Annotated in this window: 13 protein-coding genes and 1 pseudogene; all 14 read left to right on the plus strand. The window is 72.9% G+C overall.

Features of this window, described 5'->3' with window-relative positions; all coding sequences use genetic code 11:
* Window positions 1–2 precede the first annotated feature (2 nt).
* The gene (locus ACH4SP_RS11060) at window positions 3–1,034 is read left to right on the plus strand and encodes a MupA/Atu3671 family FMN-dependent luciferase-like monooxygenase (RefSeq protein WP_398412966.1); all 1,032 of its coding nucleotides are present in this window, start codon (window positions 3–5) and stop codon (window positions 1,032–1,034) included.
* A 136-nt stretch (window positions 1,035–1,170) separates the two neighbouring features.
* Window positions 1,171–1,386: pseudogene (locus ACH4SP_RS11065) on the plus strand (pentapeptide repeat-containing protein); the annotation flags it as partial.
* 67 nt (window positions 1,387–1,453) lie between these two features.
* On the plus strand, window positions 1,454–2,521 hold the full coding sequence (locus ACH4SP_RS11070; protein WP_398413533.1) for a condensation domain-containing protein: 1,068 nt from the start codon (window positions 1,454–1,456) through the stop codon (window positions 2,519–2,521).
* The gene (locus tag ACH4SP_RS11075; RefSeq protein ID WP_398413535.1) at window positions 2,518–3,504 is read left to right on the plus strand and encodes an acyl carrier protein; all 987 of its coding nucleotides are present in this window, start codon (window positions 2,518–2,520) and stop codon (window positions 3,502–3,504) included. The genes ACH4SP_RS11070 and ACH4SP_RS11075 overlap by 4 nt, the downstream gene beginning before the upstream one ends.
* On the plus strand, window positions 3,501–4,496 hold the full coding sequence (locus ACH4SP_RS11080) for an acyl carrier protein (protein WP_398412968.1): 996 nt from the start codon (window positions 3,501–3,503) through the stop codon (window positions 4,494–4,496). The genes ACH4SP_RS11075 and ACH4SP_RS11080 overlap by 4 nt, the downstream gene beginning before the upstream one ends.
* Window positions 4,484–4,765, plus strand: coding sequence for an acyl carrier protein (locus ACH4SP_RS11085; RefSeq protein WP_398412970.1), 282 nt, complete (start codon window positions 4,484–4,486; stop codon window positions 4,763–4,765). Before ACH4SP_RS11080 ends, ACH4SP_RS11085 begins: the two co-directional genes overlap by 13 nt.
* Window positions 4,762–6,165: an MFS transporter gene (locus ACH4SP_RS11090; protein WP_398412973.1), complete on the plus strand. Its 1,404-nt coding sequence runs from the start codon at window positions 4,762–4,764 to the stop codon at window positions 6,163–6,165. The genes ACH4SP_RS11085 and ACH4SP_RS11090 overlap by 4 nt, the downstream gene beginning before the upstream one ends.
* Window positions 6,165–9,356, plus strand: coding sequence for an amino acid adenylation domain-containing protein (locus tag ACH4SP_RS11095; protein ID WP_398412976.1), 3,192 nt, complete (start codon window positions 6,165–6,167; stop codon window positions 9,354–9,356). Before ACH4SP_RS11090 ends, ACH4SP_RS11095 begins: the two co-directional genes overlap by 1 nt.
* Window positions 9,353–10,549 carry an alpha-hydroxy-acid oxidizing protein gene (locus tag ACH4SP_RS11100; protein ID WP_398412978.1) on the plus strand — a complete coding sequence of 399 codons (1,197 nt, stop codon included), beginning with the start codon at window positions 9,353–9,355 and terminating at the stop codon, window positions 10,547–10,549. The genes ACH4SP_RS11095 and ACH4SP_RS11100 overlap by 4 nt, the downstream gene beginning before the upstream one ends.
* Entirely contained in the window at window positions 10,546–12,510 is a 1,965-nt protein-coding gene (locus ACH4SP_RS11105; RefSeq protein ID WP_398412980.1) for a CocE/NonD family hydrolase, read from the plus strand. The genes ACH4SP_RS11100 and ACH4SP_RS11105 overlap by 4 nt, the downstream gene beginning before the upstream one ends.
* Window positions 12,511–12,653: 143 nt before the next feature.
* Window positions 12,654–13,616 carry a GNAT family N-acetyltransferase gene (locus tag ACH4SP_RS11110; RefSeq protein ID WP_398412983.1) on the plus strand — a complete coding sequence of 321 codons (963 nt, stop codon included), beginning with the start codon at window positions 12,654–12,656 and terminating at the stop codon, window positions 13,614–13,616.
* A gap of 763 nt (window positions 13,617–14,379) precedes the next feature.
* Window positions 14,380–14,835, plus strand: coding sequence for a hypothetical protein (locus ACH4SP_RS11115; protein ID WP_398412985.1), 456 nt, complete (start codon window positions 14,380–14,382; stop codon window positions 14,833–14,835).
* A 67-nt stretch (window positions 14,836–14,902) separates the two neighbouring features.
* Window positions 14,903–15,982: a PLP-dependent cysteine synthase family protein gene (locus ACH4SP_RS11120; protein WP_398412987.1), complete on the plus strand. Its 1,080-nt coding sequence runs from the start codon at window positions 14,903–14,905 to the stop codon at window positions 15,980–15,982.
* Complete coding sequence (locus ACH4SP_RS11125; RefSeq protein WP_398412989.1) at window positions 15,982–17,337, plus strand: MFS transporter; 1,356 nt, start codon at window positions 15,982–15,984, stop codon at window positions 17,335–17,337. Before ACH4SP_RS11120 ends, ACH4SP_RS11125 begins: the two co-directional genes overlap by 1 nt.
* Window positions 17,338–17,484: the final 147 nt, after the last annotated feature.

Here is a 17,484-nt window from a genome sequence, read left to right on the forward strand (position 1 = left end):
CCGTGGACTTCAGCCTGATCTTCTTCTCCGGGGACGAGAAGAACAAATACCGGTTCGTGCTCGACGCGGCCCGCTACGCGGACGAGAACGGCTTCACCGCGATATGGACCCCGGAGCGGCACTTCCACCGGTTCGGCGGTCTCTACCCCAACCCCTCGGTGCTCGGCGCCGCCCTGGCCATGCACACCCAGCGCCTGCAGATCCGGGCCGGCAGCGTCATCCTGCCGCTGCACAGCCCGATCAGGGTCGCCGAGGAGTGGGCGGTGGTCGACAACCTCTCCCGGGGGCGGGCCGGCATCGCCCTGGCCACCGGTTTCAGCCCGCTGGACTTCGCCATCAGGCCGGACGGCTGGTCCGACCGCAGGCAACGCACCTTCGACGCGGTGGGCACCATCCGCGAGCTGTGGGAGGGCGCGCCGGTCTACGTCCAGGACGGCCTGGGCAACCACGTCGAGGTGGAGCTGCATCCCCAGCCCGTCCAGCCCGAACTCCCCATCTGGCTCACCTGTTCCAAGAACCCGGAGACCTTCGAGACGGCCGGACGGCTCGGCTGCAACATCCTGACCGCGCTCATCGACATGACCAACGAGGAGCTGGAGGAGAAGCTCGCCCTCTACTACAAGACCCTGGAGGAGTACGGGCACGACCCGGAGAGCACCACGGTCACGCTGATGCTGCACACCTTCATCGGCACCGACCTGGAGGAGGTCCGGGAGACCGTCTGGCCACCCTTCAGCGACTACCTGCGGTCCTTCTTCACCGTCATCGACTCGCAGAAGAAGAACCTCGCGCCGGGCGCGGGCGTCCGCGACATCTCCTCCGACGACCAGGACGAACTGATCAGGTTCGCCTTCGACAAGTACTTCGAGAAGGGCGCGCTCCTCGGCACCCCGGACTCCTGCGCGGCCGTGGTCGACCGCTTCGGGGGCATGGGCGTCAACGAGATCGCCTGCCTGATCGACTTCGGGGTCGACGAGGAGCTCGTCGTGCAGAGCCTGAGCCACCTCAACGAACTCCGGAGGCGCTACGCATGACCGCCGCCCCCTCCCGGGCCGACCTCGCCGCCCGGCTCGCCGACCTCACCCCCGGCCAGCGGGCCCGCCTGCGCGACCGGATCAACCGCCAAGCAGTGCCGGGACAGGGCCGGTTGACCCCGGGCCAGCACCGGCTGTGGCAGACCCAGCAGCGGCTGCCCGGCAGCCCGGTGGACGTGGTCTGCCAGGCCGTGCACCTCACCGGCGGCCCCGTGGACCTCGACCGGCTCGGCGAGCGCGTCAGGGGCTTCGCCGAGCGGCACGAGGCGCTGCGCACCACCTTCGAGGAGCACGGCCTCCAGGAGCACGGCTCCGGGGAGCGCGGCTCCGGGGAGCGCGGCTCCGGGGAGCGCGGCTCCGGGGAGCGCGGCTCCGGGGAGCGCGGCTCCGAGGTGCGCGGCCGGGACATCCGGCCGGTGGTGCACGAGCACCTGCCGCCCCGGCTGACCCGCACCCGCGTCACCGGCGCCGCCGATGCCCACCGGCTGGCCCGGGAACTGGCCGCCGAGCCGTTCGACCTGACGGCGGGACCGCTGCTGCGGGTCACCCTCGCCGAGGGGCCGGCCCCCGACGAGTCCTGGCTGCTCGTCGTGGTGCACAACCTGGTCTTCGACGCATGGTCCTTCGAACTGCTGCTGGACGAGCTGGCCCGGCCCGAGGGCACCGCGCCCGCCGCCGCGCCCGCCTTCAGCGGCTTCGCCGGGGAACAGCGGCAGTGGCTCGAAGGCCCGGCCGGCCGGGCTGCGGCCGCGTACTGGGCCGGCGAGGTGGCCGACGCGCCGCCGCCGCTGCCCACCGACCGGCCGCGCCCCGCCGACGGCACCGCGCGCGGCGGCGGCCGGGTGGAGTTCGCGGTGTCCCGCGCCGTGACCGAGGGGATCGCCGCGGCGGCGCAGCGCGAGGCGGCCACCGCGTACACCGGATGGCTGGCCGTGGCCTGGTCCGCGCTGGCCGAGTTCGGCGGACAACAGGACGTGCTGCTCGGCACGTTCACCGCGGGCCGGGACCGGCCCGGCACCACCGAAGTGGCCGGCTATCTGCTCAACGTGCTGCCGGTGAGGCTGCGGGAGGCGGACGACGGCTCGCACGGCGCCCGCACCCGCGCCGTCCGCACGGCGACCCGGGCGGGCCTCGGGCACGCCGCGTATCCGGGCGAGCTGATCGCGGCCGGGGCGGAGCACCCCCGGGTGCCGGGCACCCACCCCCTCCTGGACGTGGTCTTCGTCTTCGACAACCTCGGGGCGGACGGCCGCGAGATCCAGGGCGCCCGCGCGGACACCGCCGACCTGGACAAGGGCACCACGCGCTACGACCTGACACTGGCCGTCTACCCGGGCCCGGACGGCACGCACGGCTGGCTGGAGTACGACACCGAGCTGTACGACGCGGCCACCGCACGCCGCCTCGCCGAACGGTTCACGGCGCTGGCCGAGTCGGCGGCCGACGGTGCGGCCGACGCGCGCGGCGCAGCCGGAGGGCAGGGGTGATCACCGCACGGCTGAGCGCCCCGGCCTACGAACTGGGCGAGTACGCCGACCCGGTCACCGAGCTCCCCGAGCTGCTGGCCGACCCCCGGGCGGCGGCCGAACTGACCGCGCCGGCCGCCGGGTTCGACACCTACCGCTGGTCGGACGCGCCGGTGGGGGAGCTGATGGCGGCCGCCGCCCAGCGCACCCTGGGCGAGGCCGGGGTGCCGGGCGACGAGGTCGATCTGGTGCTGCTGGCCACCGACTCGCTGCCCCCAGGCCGCTCCGCCCACCGGGACGTCGCCGAACTGCTCGCGGAGGCCGGGCTGACCCGGGCCACCGCGAGCACGCTCAGCCTGATGGACTGCGCCACCGCCATGGCAGCCGTGGGCACCGCGGCCTCGCTGGTCCGGGACGGCAGCGCCCGGCACGTCCTGGTCGTCTCCGGCGACCTGGCCGACCGTGCCACCGGCGGCGAACGCATCGTCGCGGGCGGCGCGGCCATCGCCAGTGACGCCGCGGCCACCGCCCTGGTGTCGGCCACCGCGGCGGGGCTGCCGGTGCTGGGCATGGCCCATCACACCGCCCCGGAACCCGTCCGGGAGGATTCCCCGCGCCGACAGTTGGCGTCCAGGATCGCCGCGCACCGCGAACTGTTCGCCCGGCTCGCGGACCGCCACCCCTTCAAGCCCGAAGAGGTGCGGGCCGTCCTGCCCAGCAACTTCGCGCGCAACGTGCTGGAGATCTACCTCTCCGACGTCGGCTACGGCGGCGCCAGGCTGGCCCTGGGCAACGTCGGCCGGATCGCGCACTGCCTGGGCAGCGACCCGCTGATCAACCTCGCCGACCGGCTCGCGGAGGCGAAGACCGGCGGACCGGCGCAGGAGGACCGCGCCGAGGACCGGCTGATCCTCCTCGGCGCCGGAATCTCCCACCTGGCGGCCGTGCTGCTGGGCGCGCGCCCGCTGCCCGCCGTGGAACGGGCCGGAGAGGGGGCGGGGTGAGCTCCGCGACGGCGGGGGCGAGCGCCGCGACGGCGGCCTATGTGCACGGCTGCGCCGCGCAGTTGGGCGCGCTCCGCAGAAAGGTCGCCGAACTCCCCGAGTACGCGGCCGGACCACCGGACCCGGGCACCGGCTTCGTCGAGTACCGGGAGGCCGAGGGCGACATCCTCGGCCTCATCGGCCCGGCCGTGCAAGGCGCCCTGGACGCCTCGGGGACCGACCCGGCGGCGGTGGACACCGTGCTGCTCGCCACCGAGTCGCTGCCCGCCGACGGCCCGTCCGGCAGTCCGTCCGCAGGCCCGGCCCGGCATGCCGTCATGGAGCTGCTGAGCGGCCTCGGACTGCGCCGCGCCTACCCGCTGATGCTGGGCCTGGCCGACTGCTCCACCGCCACCGCCGCACTCGACGTCGCGGCGTCCCTGGTGAGGTCCGGCGCGTCAGGCACGGTCCTGGTGGTCTCCGGCGACCTGGTGCGTACGGTGCTGCCGGACTCCAGAGTGGTGCTGGGCGGCGCGGCCGTCGCGGGCGACGGGGCCGCCGCGGCCGTGGTCTCGGGGCGGCGGCACGGCTGGGAGGTGCTCGGCGGAGCCCGCCGGATCGCCCACGAGCTCTTCGAGCCGGTGCCGTCCGGCCGCCGACTCGGCGCCCAACTCGCTGCGTACCAAGGGGTGTTCGCCGACCTGTGGGCCGCCACGGGGCTGACCGCCCGCGAGCTGGGAGCCGGTGCCGTGCTGCCCAGCAACCTCTCCAGGGACACCCTGCGGGTGTTCCTGGGCGAGGCCGGATTCACCGAGGAACAGCTGTATCTGGACAACGTCCCGCGCACCGCGCACTGTCTGGGCAGCGACCCGCTGATCAATCTCGCCGACCGTACGGCCCAGGGCGACGCGTCGTCCACCGTCGTACTCCTCGGCTCAAGCGCGGCGCACGTCGCCGCGGTCCTGCTCCGACCCGTGACGTCCCGTGGAGGAATGAACGCATGCCGACCGTAGAGGAGAGGGTCGCCGGAATCTGGCGCGAGATCCTGGACCTGGACACCGGGAAGGACCTCGGCCCGAACGACGACTTCTTCGCCCTGGGCGGCACGTCCCTCCAGGCCATGTCCCTGGTGCAGAGGCTGCGCGAGGAGTTCGACGCCCCGGTGGCCCTGAGCGCACTCCTGGCCGACGCCTCGCTGCGGGCCGTCGGCGCCGTGGTGACGGCCGCCGGTTCCCCGGTGACGGCCGCCGGTTCCGGGGAGCAGGAGACCGCCCGGCCGTGAAGATCCAGTCGGTTGCCGCGCTGCGGCAACTCCCCGTGCGCACCCAGGCGGTGATGGGTGCCAACGTGATCAGCTCGGTGGGCACCGGTCTGGTGCAGCCCTTCCTGGTCCTGTACCTGACCCGGGTGCGCGGGCTGCCCGTCGGCACCGCCACCGCCGTCATCTCGGTGATCGCGGTGGCCTCGCTGCTGGGCGGCCTGCTGGCCGGACGCATGGCCGACCACTACTCGCTGCGCGCAACGGCCGCCGCCGCGATGGCGACCGCCGCCCTGGGCACCGCCTCCTTCGCCCTGGTCACGGGGGTGTGGGGCGCAGTGCTCGCCGGGCTGGTCTACGGGCTGGCCTACGGAGCGATGCTCTCCGTGTGGAACACCGCCATCGCGCGGAGCACGGAGGGAGAGGCCCGCTCCACCGCGTTCGGGCTCCAGTTCGTCGGGCTCAACGTGGGCGTGGGGATCGGTGGCGTACTCGGCGGGATCCTCGCCTCGACGGCCGACCCCGCCCGCTTCCAACTCCTGTACGTCGTCGACGGGTTGTCGTTCCTGGTGTCCGGAGCCGTCCTCGTCCTCGCACTGGGACGGCAGCCGAAGGCGGAGGTCGTCGCGGCGGTGGCGGCCCCCGAGGCCGGCCCCCGCGGCTACGGCGTCGTCCTCCGGGACCGCGCGCTGCTCAAGGTGCTGGCCCTCACCGTCGTCCTGATGGTGGTGGGGTACGGGCAGTTGGAGTCCAGCATTCCAGGGCTGGTCGCGGTGGGCGGCATGGACGCGCGGATCATGGCGTGGGCGTTCGTGGCCAACACCTGCTGCGTCGTGCTGATCCAGTTCACGGCGGTCACCCGGATCTCCCGCTCCCGGCCCGCCGTTCTGCTCGCCGGGACCTCCGCGAGCTGGGCCGGGTGCTGGCTGCTGCTCCTGCTGGCCACCACGAGCGACGGCACGCCCGCGCAGGCCACGCTGACGATCGCCGCGCTGGCCGTGTTCGCCGTCGGGGAGGCGCTGCTGGCCGTGGCGCTGCCCACGCTGGTCAACACCCTCGCCAGCGACCGGGTGCGCGGCCGGTACAACGGCGCCTACTCCGCGGCCATGTCCGGCGGCCTGGTCCTGGGCCCGCTGCTCGGCGGCTGGCTGCTCACCGGCGGACGGCCCTGGCTGCTGTCCGTGGTCCTGGGCGCGGGCTGTCTGGCGTGCATCGGGGCGGCGCTGCGATGGGGACGGCCGGCCCCACGGGAGGACGGTGCGGCCGTGCTGGACGGTGCGGCCGTGCTGGACGGTGCGGCCGTGCTGGAAGGTGCGGACGGTGCGGCAGTACTGGACGGGCCGGCCGTGCCGGACACCGAGGAGCGCAACGATCGGTACGTGGACGACAACCGGCCGCAGCGGCTGGGATCCGGGGGTGCGTGATGACGCTGGTGCATGAGGTCTTCCGGCGGCGGGCGGCGGAACACCCGCGGGCCACCGCACTGCTCCACCGGGAACGGCCCGTGAACTACCGGACGCTGGACCGCGCGTCGGACGCCTACGCGGCCTCACTCGCAGCGGCGGGCGTACGCGCAGGGGACATCGTGCCGGTACTGCTGCCGCGCTCCCCGCGCTGCGTGGCGACGATCCTGGCCGTACTCAAACTCGGCGCCGCCTACGCGGCCCTGGACCCCCGCTGGCCCGCGGCCCGGATCGTCGAACTGACCCGGCAGGCGGACGCCCCGCTGATCGCCGCGGACCCCTCGCACGTACCCGCGAGCGGCCTGCCGGTCCCGGTGTGGACGCCGGGCCAGGACCTCGCCGAGGCCGCCGCCACCGGCGATGCCCCGCCGCCGCTCTCCGTACCCGTACAGGAGACGGACACCTGCTGCGTCTTCTTCACCTCGGGCAGCGCCGGCCGCCCCAAGGGCGTGCTCTCCCCGCACGCGGGAACGGTACGGCTGTTCGCGCCGACGGAGCCGAAGGCCCGCTTCGCGGACCTCGGCCCCGGCACGGTCTGGCCGCAGGCCGCCCCGCTGCCCTGGGACGCCGCGTCCCTGGAGCTGTGGGGAGCGCTGCTGAACGGCGGCACGGCCGTGCTGGTGGACGAGCCCTATCTGACGGCGGACGGCCTGCGCGACCTGGTGCGCAGGGCGGGCGTGAACACACTGTGGCTCACCGCCTCACTGTTCCACCTGTTCGTGGAGGAGGACCCGGGCTGCTTCCAGGGGCTGCGGCAGCTCATGGTGGGCGGTGAGCGGCTCTCGCCCGACCACGTCCGCCGCTTCCTGCGGGCGCACCCCCGCATCGCCCTGGTGAACGGCTACGGACCCGTCGAGACCACGGTCTTCGCCACCGCCCACCGGATCTCGGCCGCCGACGTCGCCGACGCCGCCGACAATGAGGCCCCCGGAGGACAGATCCCGGTGGGCAGGCCGGTCGGACGCACCGAAGTGTTCGTCCTGGACGGGGAGTTGAGGCCGGTCGGCCCCGGCACCACCGGCGAGATCTGCGTCGCGGGCGCCGGACTTGCCCGCGGCTACCTCGCGGACCCGGAGCAGACCGCGCGCGCCTTCGTCGAGATCACGCCGGACGACGGCACCGCGCGCCGGGTCTACCGCACCGGCGACCTGGGCTTCCGCTCGGCCGACGGGACGCTGCACTACGCGGGCCGCCGCGACCGCCAGATCAAGGTGCGCGGACACCGCATCGAGCCGGGCGAGGTGGAGGCCAGGGCGGCCCAGGTGCCCGGGGTGCTCCGCTGCGCCGTCGTCCCGCTGATGGCGGACGGCGGCTGTGTGGGTCTTGCCGCCGCGTACACGGTGCGCGAGGACGCGGGCCCGGTGCCCGAGGAGACGGTGCGCGGCGCGCTGGCCGAGCGGCTCCCGGAGTACCTGGTGCCGAGGGCGCTGGCCGCCGTGGACGCCTTCCCGCTGACCGAGACCGGGAAGCTCGACACCGCCGCGCTGCTGGCCACGGTCATGGCACGTACGGAAGCGGCCCGGCCCCGGACGGACGCGCACCCGCACCCGCCCGCCGCCCCCGAGGACGGCTCGGTGGCGGGCCACGTGGCCGCCGCCTTCGCGGAGGTCCTGCGCACGGCCCCGGGAGAGGTCCCCTGCGACACCTCGTTCTTCGAGCTGGGCGGCACCTCGCTGGACGGCGCCCGGCTGTGCGTCCGTATCGGCGCTCGTACGGGCGTCCCCGTACCCGCTTCCGTACTGATCGCGGGCCCGACGGTCCACGCACTCGCGCGCTGGATCGAGAAGCGGCGGGCGGAGCCCGAAGTGAAGCCCGCAGAAGGGGAGTTGGAGGAGTCCGCGGACGTGGGTCCGCTGCCGCTGCTCCCCGTACAGAGCGGCTTCCTGTTCGCGCAGCAGCTCGACCCGGCCGACACCTCGGCGCACTGCGTCCTGCTGTGGCGGGTGAGCGGCGGCTTCGACCCGCGGGCGTTCCGGGCGGCGGCGGACGACGTGCACCGGCGGCACCAGGCGCTGCACGCCCGCTACGTCTTCGACCGCAGCCCGGTGGCGGTGCTCGACGACGGTCCGGGCACTTCCGTGGACGTACACGTCCTGGACCCGGCCGTGGACGGCACGGCCGCCCTCGCATCCCTGCGCACCGTCCTCGACCGGCCGCTGGACATCGGCGCAGGGGTCAACTGGCGTTGCGCCATGGTGCCTTCGGGAGAGGGCGAGGGCTGGCTGCTGGGCATCGTGGTGCACCACATCGCCTTCGACGGCGGCTCCGCACGGCCGCTGGCCGATGACCTGTCGGCGGCCTACGCGGCCCGGCTGCGCGGCGAGGCGCCCCGCACCGCGCACCCCGTACCCCTCGCGGCCGTCCTGGCGGGCCACCGCGCCCAGGTGGACGAGACCGCGCTGGAGGACCAACGCGCCTTCTGGCACGGCGAGTTGGACGGACTGCCACCGCTGAGCCTGCCGTCCGCCGCAGTGCTCCCGGACGGCGCGGTCCCGGTCTCCCGGGCAGTCCCCCCGCCCCGCTTCTCCCTCTCGGCCGCCGAGTACGCGGCGCTGGACGATCGGGCCAGGCGCGGCGGCAGCACCCGTTTCGCGGTGCTGCTGGCGGCCTACGCCGAGGCCCTCGGCGCGGAGACCGGGCAACGGGACCTGGCGGTGGGCGCCCCCGTCGCCAAGCGCTACCACCCGGACACGGCCGACGCCGTCGGCTGCCTCATCGACGTCGTCTGCTTCCGCGTGCGCCCGGCCTGCGACGGCACAACGGACGCGCTGCCCCGGCTCCTTGAGGGCATCCACGCCGGACTGGCCGCGCAGGACGTGCCGTTCGAGGAGGTGGTCCAGCTGGCCGCCGACCCGGCGCGGGACAGGTCCCGGCACCCGCTCTTCCAGACGATGTTCGCGCTCCAGGAGGCACAGCCCGGTCAGTTGGCCCTGGAGGGCTGTGCGACGGAGGCGGTACGTGAGCCGGAGCCACGGGCGGTGCACGAACTGGAGGCGGAGGTGTGGCCGGACGACGCGGGCGGCGCCGAGGTGGTCCTCGCGGGCCGGCCGGACCGTGTCTCCACCGCCTTCCTGGGAAGGCTGGCCACGGCCTATCGCGGCATCCTGCGGCAGCTGGGACAGGACGAACGAAAGGAGCACATCAGCACATGACAGCACCCGAACGCGGCTACGCCGACTACCAGTTCCAGATCTACACGAGGGGACTCCAGGACGAGATCCCGCCGTTCACGACCGACTTCTCCGCCCTTGAGGGCGTGGCCCGCGACCGCATCGGTCCCAAGGAGTACTGGTACATCGCGGGAGCGGCCGGCACCGGTGCCACCGCCCGCGCCAACCGCGCCGCCTTCGACCGGCACCGCATCGTCCCGCGCATGCTGCGCGACGCCACCGCCCGGGACCTGCGCACCACCGTGCTGGGCGAAGAGCTGGCGGCCCCCGTCGTACTCGCCCCGATCGGCGTGCAGTCCCTGGTCCACCCGGACGGCGAGCTGGCCACCGCGCGCGCGGCCGCCGCGACCGGCCTGCCGATGGCGCTGAGCACCGCTTCCTCGCACACCATCGAAGAGGTCGCCGAGGCCAACGGGGCCGGAGGACAGCGCTGGTTCCAGCTCTACTGGCCGCACGACGACGAGGTGACCGCCAGCATCCTGGGGCGCGCCCGCGCGGCCGGATACACGACTCTGGTCGTCACGCTGGACACCTGGCAGCTCGCCTGGCGCCCGCACGACCTGGACCAGGCGTACCTGCCGTTCCTGCGCGGCGGCGGGGTGGCCATCCCGCTGTCCGACCCGGTCTTCCGCTCCCGGCTGGCGAGGCCCGTCGAGGAGGACCCGCAGGGCGCGGCCATGCAGTGGCTGCCGATCTTCAGCGGCAAGGCTCACACCTGGGACGAACTGGGCTTCCTGCGGGAGCACTGGGACGGGCCGATCGTGCTGAAGGGCATCGTGCACCCGCAGGACGCGCGCCGGGCGGTACGGGCCGGCATGGACGGCATCGTGGTCTCCAACCACGGCGGCCGTCAGGTGGACGGGGCGGTGGCGGCCCTGGACGCACTGGTCGACGTGGTGGCGGAGGTCGGCACCGAGACGGAAGTCCTCTTCGACTCCGGCGTCCGCGGCGGCTCGGACGTGTTCAAGGCGCTGGCCCTGGGCGCACGGGCCGTGCTCCTCGGCCGCCCGTACGTCTACGGGCTGGCACTGGGCGGCGCCGCGGGCGTGGAACACGTCGTGCGCGGCCTGCTCGCGGACTTCGACCTGACGATGGGCCTGACCGGCTGCACGAAGATCGCGGACATCGGCCCGGACATGCTGCACACGGGCAGCGGCGGGGAGGCCCGCCGGTGAAGCGTCTCGTGCGCAGGCCCGCCGGACCCGCGCTCGCCGCGGCCTGCGCGCTGCTGGTGCTGAGCCCGCTGGCTCTGACCGCCTCCGGGACCCGCGCCGAGGCCGCCGACGGCGCGACGGCCGCCCCTGCGGCCGGACCGGGCCCGGACGACGGCAGCTGGCCGCCCAGCACCGGGAAGGGACCGTGCCGGGTGGGCACGACCACGGACGTCGGCGCGCGCATGCGGGACGGCACCGTGCTGCGTGCGGACGTCTACCGGCCGCGCACCACGGAGAAGGTCCCGGTCATCCTGATGCGGACCCAGTACGACAAGAAGGAGGCCGAGGTCCAGCCCTCCAGCTACCAGTCGCCCCAGTGGTTCGCCTCGCACTGCTACCTCGTCGTGGTGCAGGACGTCCGCGGCCAGTACGCATCGGACGGCGACTTCTACGAGTTCGCCCACGAGGCCGACGACGGCTACGACAGCGTGGAGTGGGCGGCCCGGCTGCCGGGATCCAACGGCAGGGTGGGCATGTACGGCTCCTCCTACGTGGGCGCCACCCAGTGGCTGGCCGCCAAGGAGCGCCCGCCGCACCTGAAGACGATCGTTCCCGACAAGACCTCCGACGACTACTACGACGGTTGGACCTACGAAGGCGGCGCGTTCCGGCTGAACTTCGTCGTCCCGTGGGCCATGCGCAAGATCGTCCCGTCCGCCGCCGCCAACCGCGGCGACTGGGACACGTACCACCGGATCAACCGGGACTACAAGGACGTCAGCAAGTGGCTGGGCACCGCCCCGTACAACCGCCTGGCGCCCTTCCACCCCGGCGACCCGAAGGTGGCCCCGTACTTCTTCGACTGGATCGAGCACCGCACCTACGACGACTACTGGCGTCGGTGGGCACCGAAGGAGAACTACGAGAAGGTCGACATCCCCGTCCTCAACTACGCGGGCTGGTACGACGCCTTCCTGGACGGTTCGATCCAGAACTACCAGGGCATGGTCGAGCGCGGCGGCTCGCCCCGGGCCCGCGCGAACCAACGGCTGGTCATCGGCCCCTGGGACCACACGGGTTGGGGCCGCCCGACCAGCAAACCGGCCCCGATGCTGCAGCAGATCGGCCCGGTGGGCAACAGCCCCATCAACGAGATGATGCTCGCCTGGTGGGACCACCACCTCAAGGGCAAGGACAACGGCGTCAAGAAGAACGGCGTCGACTACTTCGTCATGGGCGCCAACCGATGGCGCACCGCACCCTCCTGGCCCCTCCCGCAGACCCGCTGGACCGACTACTACCTCTCCAGCACCGGCCACGCCGCCGGGAACACCCAGGACGGCACGCTGTCCACGGCCCCGCCCGCCGAGAACACTCCGCCCGACCAGTACGCCTACGACCCGCGCAACCCGGTGCCCAGCGTCGGCGGACACTCCTGCTGCACGGCGGCCATCAGCACCCAGGGCCCCTACGACCAGCAGCAGATCGAGCAGCGCCCCGACGTCGCCGTCTACACCGGCGCCCCGCTGACCAAGGACACCGAGGTCACAGGGCCCATCACGGTCAAGCTGCACGCCAAGTCCTCGGCGCCCGACACCGACTGGACCGCCAAGCTGATCGACGTCCACCCCGACGGCACCGCGGTGAACCTCAACAGCGGGATCGTACGGGCCAGTTACCGCGAGTCGCTCAGCGACCCGAAGCCGATCGTCCCGGGCAAGGTGTACGAGTACACCATCAAGGTGTGGCCGACCAGCAACGTGTTCAAGAAGGGCCACCGCATCCGGCTCGACATCTCCTCAAGCGACTACCCGCAGTTCGACCCGAACCCCAACACCGGCAGCTGGCTCGGGGAGTCGACGGAGACGCGCACCGCGCGGCAGACGGTGCTGCACGACGCCGCACACCCCTCGAAGGTGACCCTCCCGGTGATCCCGGACGGCGGCCGGGGCAGCGGCAGCGACACGCCGCCCCAGAGGTGACGACGCTCCCGGAGCGGCCGCGTGCACCCTCGTGAGGGGGAGGCACACCGCATCCGACGCGGGCTTCACCACCGGCAGAGCTTCACCACCGGTAGAGCTTCACCCGTCAGAGCTTCACCACCGACAGAACAGAGAGGCAGGACATGTACGACGTACGCCAGGCCCGAACGGCCGACTACCCGACACTCGTGCGGTGCGTACAGCGGTGGTGGGGCGACAGCCGCACCCCCGAACAGGCCCGGGAACTCTCGCTGTTGCTGCCCCGGCTGTTCCTGCAGCACTTCGCGCACACCAGTCTCGTCCTGGAGGACGAGGGCGGGATCCGGGCGTTCCTGGTGGGCTTCCACTCCGCCGACCACGCGCACGAGGCGTACATCCACTTCGTCGGCGTGGACCCCGCGCTGCGCAAGCGGGGAGTGGCCCGCCGCCTCTACACCGCCTTCTTCGAGCGCGCGGCAGCGGCCGGCCGCACCGAGGTGCGCGCCGTCACCTCGCCGGGGAACACGGGATCCATCGCCTTCCACCGGGCCCTGGGCTTCGAGCCGGACGCGGGCGACCGCACGGTGGACGGCCTGCCCGTGCACAGCGACTACGACGGTCCCGGCCAGGACCGGGTGGCCTTCCGCAGGAAGCTCGGTGCGCCGGAAGTGCGCACGCTGGAGCCCTTCACGACGCGGGCGGCGGTGCCGCAGGACTTCGACACCGTCGTCTCAGTGGTCGACGACTGGTGGGGCCGGCCCGCCTCCCGCGATCTGACCCGGGTGTTCGTGAACCACTTCTACGACACCAGCCTGGTCGCCGAGCGCGACGGCGAGCTGGCGGGCTTCGTCATCGGCTTCCTCTCCCCGTCCAACCCGCAGGAGGCGTACATCCACTTCACCGGAGTGGCCCCCGACTGGCGGCGCACCGGCCTGGGCCGCTTCCTCTACGAGCGGTTCTTCGACATGGCCCGTGCGAACGGCCGAACCTCCGTCAAGGCCATCACGTCCCCGCAGAACGACCGCTCCATCGCCTTCCACAGGGCTCTCGGCTTCACCCCCTCCGCCCCCATCGCGGATTACGACGGCCCCTCCCTGGACCGCGTCACTTTCCGACGCGACCTCTGAGCCCGGCCTGCGGGATCCGAGCCGGTTTCGTCCGGGTCCGGGTCCGGAGCCGGGTTCGGGGCCGGTTCCGGGAGCAGCGAGCCCATGGGGCCGCTGCTCTTCTTGGGTCACGATGTGTCAACGAGAAATTACTGGACAAGATTACGGCGTGGTCACGGAACGGTCGCCTTTCGGTATGGCGCGGACCCGCTCTTCGCGGGGGCCGCTGCGCCTGCTGTGGGTGGTCGCGCTCGTGCTCGGGTTCGTGCTCACCCACGGGGTGAGCACGGAGAGCACCGAGGGCCATCTGGCCACCGGCGCAGGGTCGTTGGCCGCGGCGCAGGTGACGTTGGCAGGCGAGGCCGTGGAGGTACATCCGGTCGAGCGGACCGTCGGGTCGTCGCGTGGCGGTCACGGCGGTCACGGCGGTCACGGTGGGCACGGGCCGGAGCAGCCGGGTGAAGGCTGTGCGGCCGGCCAGCCTCCACAGGGGCCCGGCCTGACCGCTCCCGGTCTCGTGCCGCTGCCCCGCATGGCAGTCCGTGCCACACCTGGTGAGGGCCGGTCCCCGAGCGCGGACGACAGGGCCGTGTCGGTGAGGACAGGCACAAGGGCCTCTGTGGTTCAGAGGGTCTAGACCCCGAAGGTACGCGGCGACCAGCGTCCAGCCCTGTGAAGGGCGGGCGTCGGGACGCGTACGCACCTTCCCGTCCCGGCCCCCACGGACACCGCTGCCTCGCGCGTTCACGCGACGAGACGCTGCGGTCACGCAGAGGACATCCCTGTGCTCTCTCACCTCCCTCACCTCCCGCACCGGACCGGCCCGCGCACCCGACTGATCCTGCTGGCTCTCGGCAGCCTGCTGCTCATGGCCGTCATGTGTTCCGTGACGCACGCTCAGGACGGCCATGTGCACGGAGTGGAGAGCATCGCCCACCCGGCGGTGAACGACCACTCCGAGATGCCGTGGCCGCAGGAGCAGGAGCAGGAGCAGGAGCAGGAGCAGGAACAGGAGCAGCAGCAGGACGCCGAGGCCGCGTGCCTGCCGATCGCGGTGGTGCCTTCGGGCGGCGCCGCCGCGGGCCCGCCCGTCGCGGTGCCGCTGCTGCTCGCGTTCACCAGGGCGGAAGCCGCACTGGTCGCGGCCCGGTCCGGCGTCGGGCGCGACCGTACGAGAAGACCGTACGCACCACGCACCTGTCGACAGACACTCAGCACCGTCTGCCGGTGGCGGATTTAGCAGCTCTCGCTCGCAGTGAAACCCACCCCCGTGTGCTTCATCGAACGAGAGCGAAACCATGCAGTCGTTGAACAACACCCATGCCCACTCGACGCGTTCACACCTGACCGGACTCGTTGGGAACACCCCGCTGCTGCGGATCTCCGAACCCTTCACGCCGCCCGGCCGCGGCTTCTGGGCGAAGCTGGAAGGCTTCAACCCCGGCGGCATCAAGGACCGTCCCGGTCTGCACATGGTCGAGCGGGCGCGGGCACGCGGCGACCTCCGTCCCGGCGGGCGGATCATCGAATCCACCAGCGGCACGCTCGGTCTGGGGCTCGCGCTGGCCGGACTGGTCTACGGGCACCCGGTCACCCTGGTCACCGATCCCGGTCTCGAACCGTCGATGATCAGGCTCCTCACGGTCTACGGCGCGGAGGTCGACCTCGTCGCCGAACCCCACCCGACGGGCGGCTGGCAGCAGGCCCGCCGCGACAGGGTCCGGCACCTCCTGGCACAGCAGCCGGACTCCTGGTGCCCCGACCAGTACAACAACCCGGACAACACCACGGCGTACACCCCGCTCGCCCTCGAACTCGCCGCGGAACTCCACCACATCGACGTACTGGTGTGCAGCGTCGGCACCGGCGGACACTCGGCGGGCGTCGGCCGGGTGCTGCGCCAGCTCTACCCCGACCTGCGGATCGTGGGCGTCGACACCATCGGCTCGACGATCTTCGGGCAGCCCGCCAGGACCCGCCTGATGCGCGGGCTCGGCTCCAGCATCTACCCGCGCAACGTCGCCTACGACCTGTTCGACGAGGTGCACTGGGTCGCGCCGCACGAAGCCGTGTGGGCCTGCCGCAAGCTGGCCGGCTCGCACTACGCGACCGGCGGCTGGAGCGTGGGCGCGGTGGCGCTCGCAGCGGGCTGGCTGGCCAGGACCCAGGCCGCGGACGCGCGGATCGTGGCGGTCTTCCCCGACGGCCCGCAGCGCTACCTGGGCACGGTCTACGACGACGACTACTGCACCCGGCACGGACTCCTCGACCCGCCGCCGGCACTCGAACCCCAGGTCATCGGGCGGCAGGACGAGAAGGAAGTCACCAGCTGGACCCGGTGCACGGAGATCGCCGCCCCCCGCGCCCGGACGGAGGGGGCCCGCTGATGGGGATCGTGAAACAGCTGCGTTCGTACGAGCGCAGCGTCCAGCTCCTGATGGTGAATCAGTTCACCATCAACCTCGGGTTCTACATGCTCATGCCCTACCTGGCGGCGCACCTCTCCGGGACGCTCGGTCTGGCCGGCTGGCTGGTCGGACTCATCCTCGGCGTACGGAACTTCAGCCAGCAGGGCATGTTCCTGGTCGGCGGCACCCTCGCGGACCAGTTCGGCTACAAGCCGCTGATCGTGGCCGGATGCGTACTGCGCACCGTCGGCTTCGTGACGCTGGGGCTGGTGGACTCCCTGCCCGCACTCCTGGCCGCGTCCGCGGCGACGGGCCTCGCGGGCGCACTCTTCAACCCGGCGGTCCGGGCCTACCTGGCTGCCGACGCGGGGGAGCGCAGGGTGGAGGCGTTCGCACTGTTCAACGTCTTCTACCAGGCGGGAATCCTGCTCGGCCCGCTGGTCGGCATGGTGCTGACCGGCGTGGACTTCCGGGTCACCTGCCTGGTCGCGGCAGGGATCTTCGCGCTGCTGAGCATCGTGCAGATCCGCGCACTGCCCGCGCGGCGAGCGCCGGACGCCCGGCGGGGCACCGGCAAGAAAACCGACGAGAAGACCGACGAGAAGACCGACGAGGGCTCCGAGACGAACACCGGCAAGAAGAGCGTGCTGTCGCAATGGCGCACGGTCGTACGGAACAGGCCGTTCCTGCTCTTCTCCGCGGCCATGATCGGTTCGTACGTCCTGTCCTTCCAGGTGTATCTGGCCCTCCCGCTCGAAGTGCGCAGGATCGGCGGCGAAGGACCGGGCGGCACGGCTGCGGTGGCGCTGCTCTTCGCCGTCTCGGGGCTGAGCACCATCGTGTGCCAGACCCGCGTGACCGCTTGGTGCAAGGAGCACCTGGAGCCCGGCCAGGCGCTCGCCCGCGGGCTGCTGACCATGGGCCTGGCGTTCGTACCTCTGCTGGCACCGACGGTCGTCGCGGTACCGGCGGGTGGGACGGGGCGGTGGCTCCTCGCGGCGGTGCCGCCGATGCTCTGCGCCCTGCTGCTCGCATTCGGCACGATGATCGCCTACCCCTTCGAGATGGACACCATCGTCCGTCTCTCCGGTGACAAGCTCGTCGCCACGCACTACGGGCTCTACAACACCATCTGCGGAATCGGCATCACCCTCGGAAACCTGCTGACGGGCGCGTCGCTGGACGCGGCCCGCGCGGCAGGACTCTCCGCCCTCCCCTGGCTGGTCCTGCTCGCACTCGGCGCGGCCTGTGCCGCCGCTCTGTACGGGCTGCGCAGGACAGGGCGCCTGGACACTCCCGCGCCCGCCCCCGACGCGCAGGCCGCCAAGGCCTGACCCGCGGTCGGCCACGAAAGGCAGGGGGCGGGCACCGAGCAGTGCCCGCCCCCTGCCTCCCGCCCCTGCCTCCCACCCTCTGCCTCCCGCCCCGGGAGCCGGTGGTCCCGCACGGATCGGGAGGAGAACGTCCACGGCTCCGTGTGC

Origin of the sequence: Streptomyces sp. NPDC021093, assembly GCF_044333135.1 — a bacterium.
Classification (GTDB): domain Bacteria; phylum Actinomycetota; class Actinomycetes; order Streptomycetales; family Streptomycetaceae; genus Streptomyces.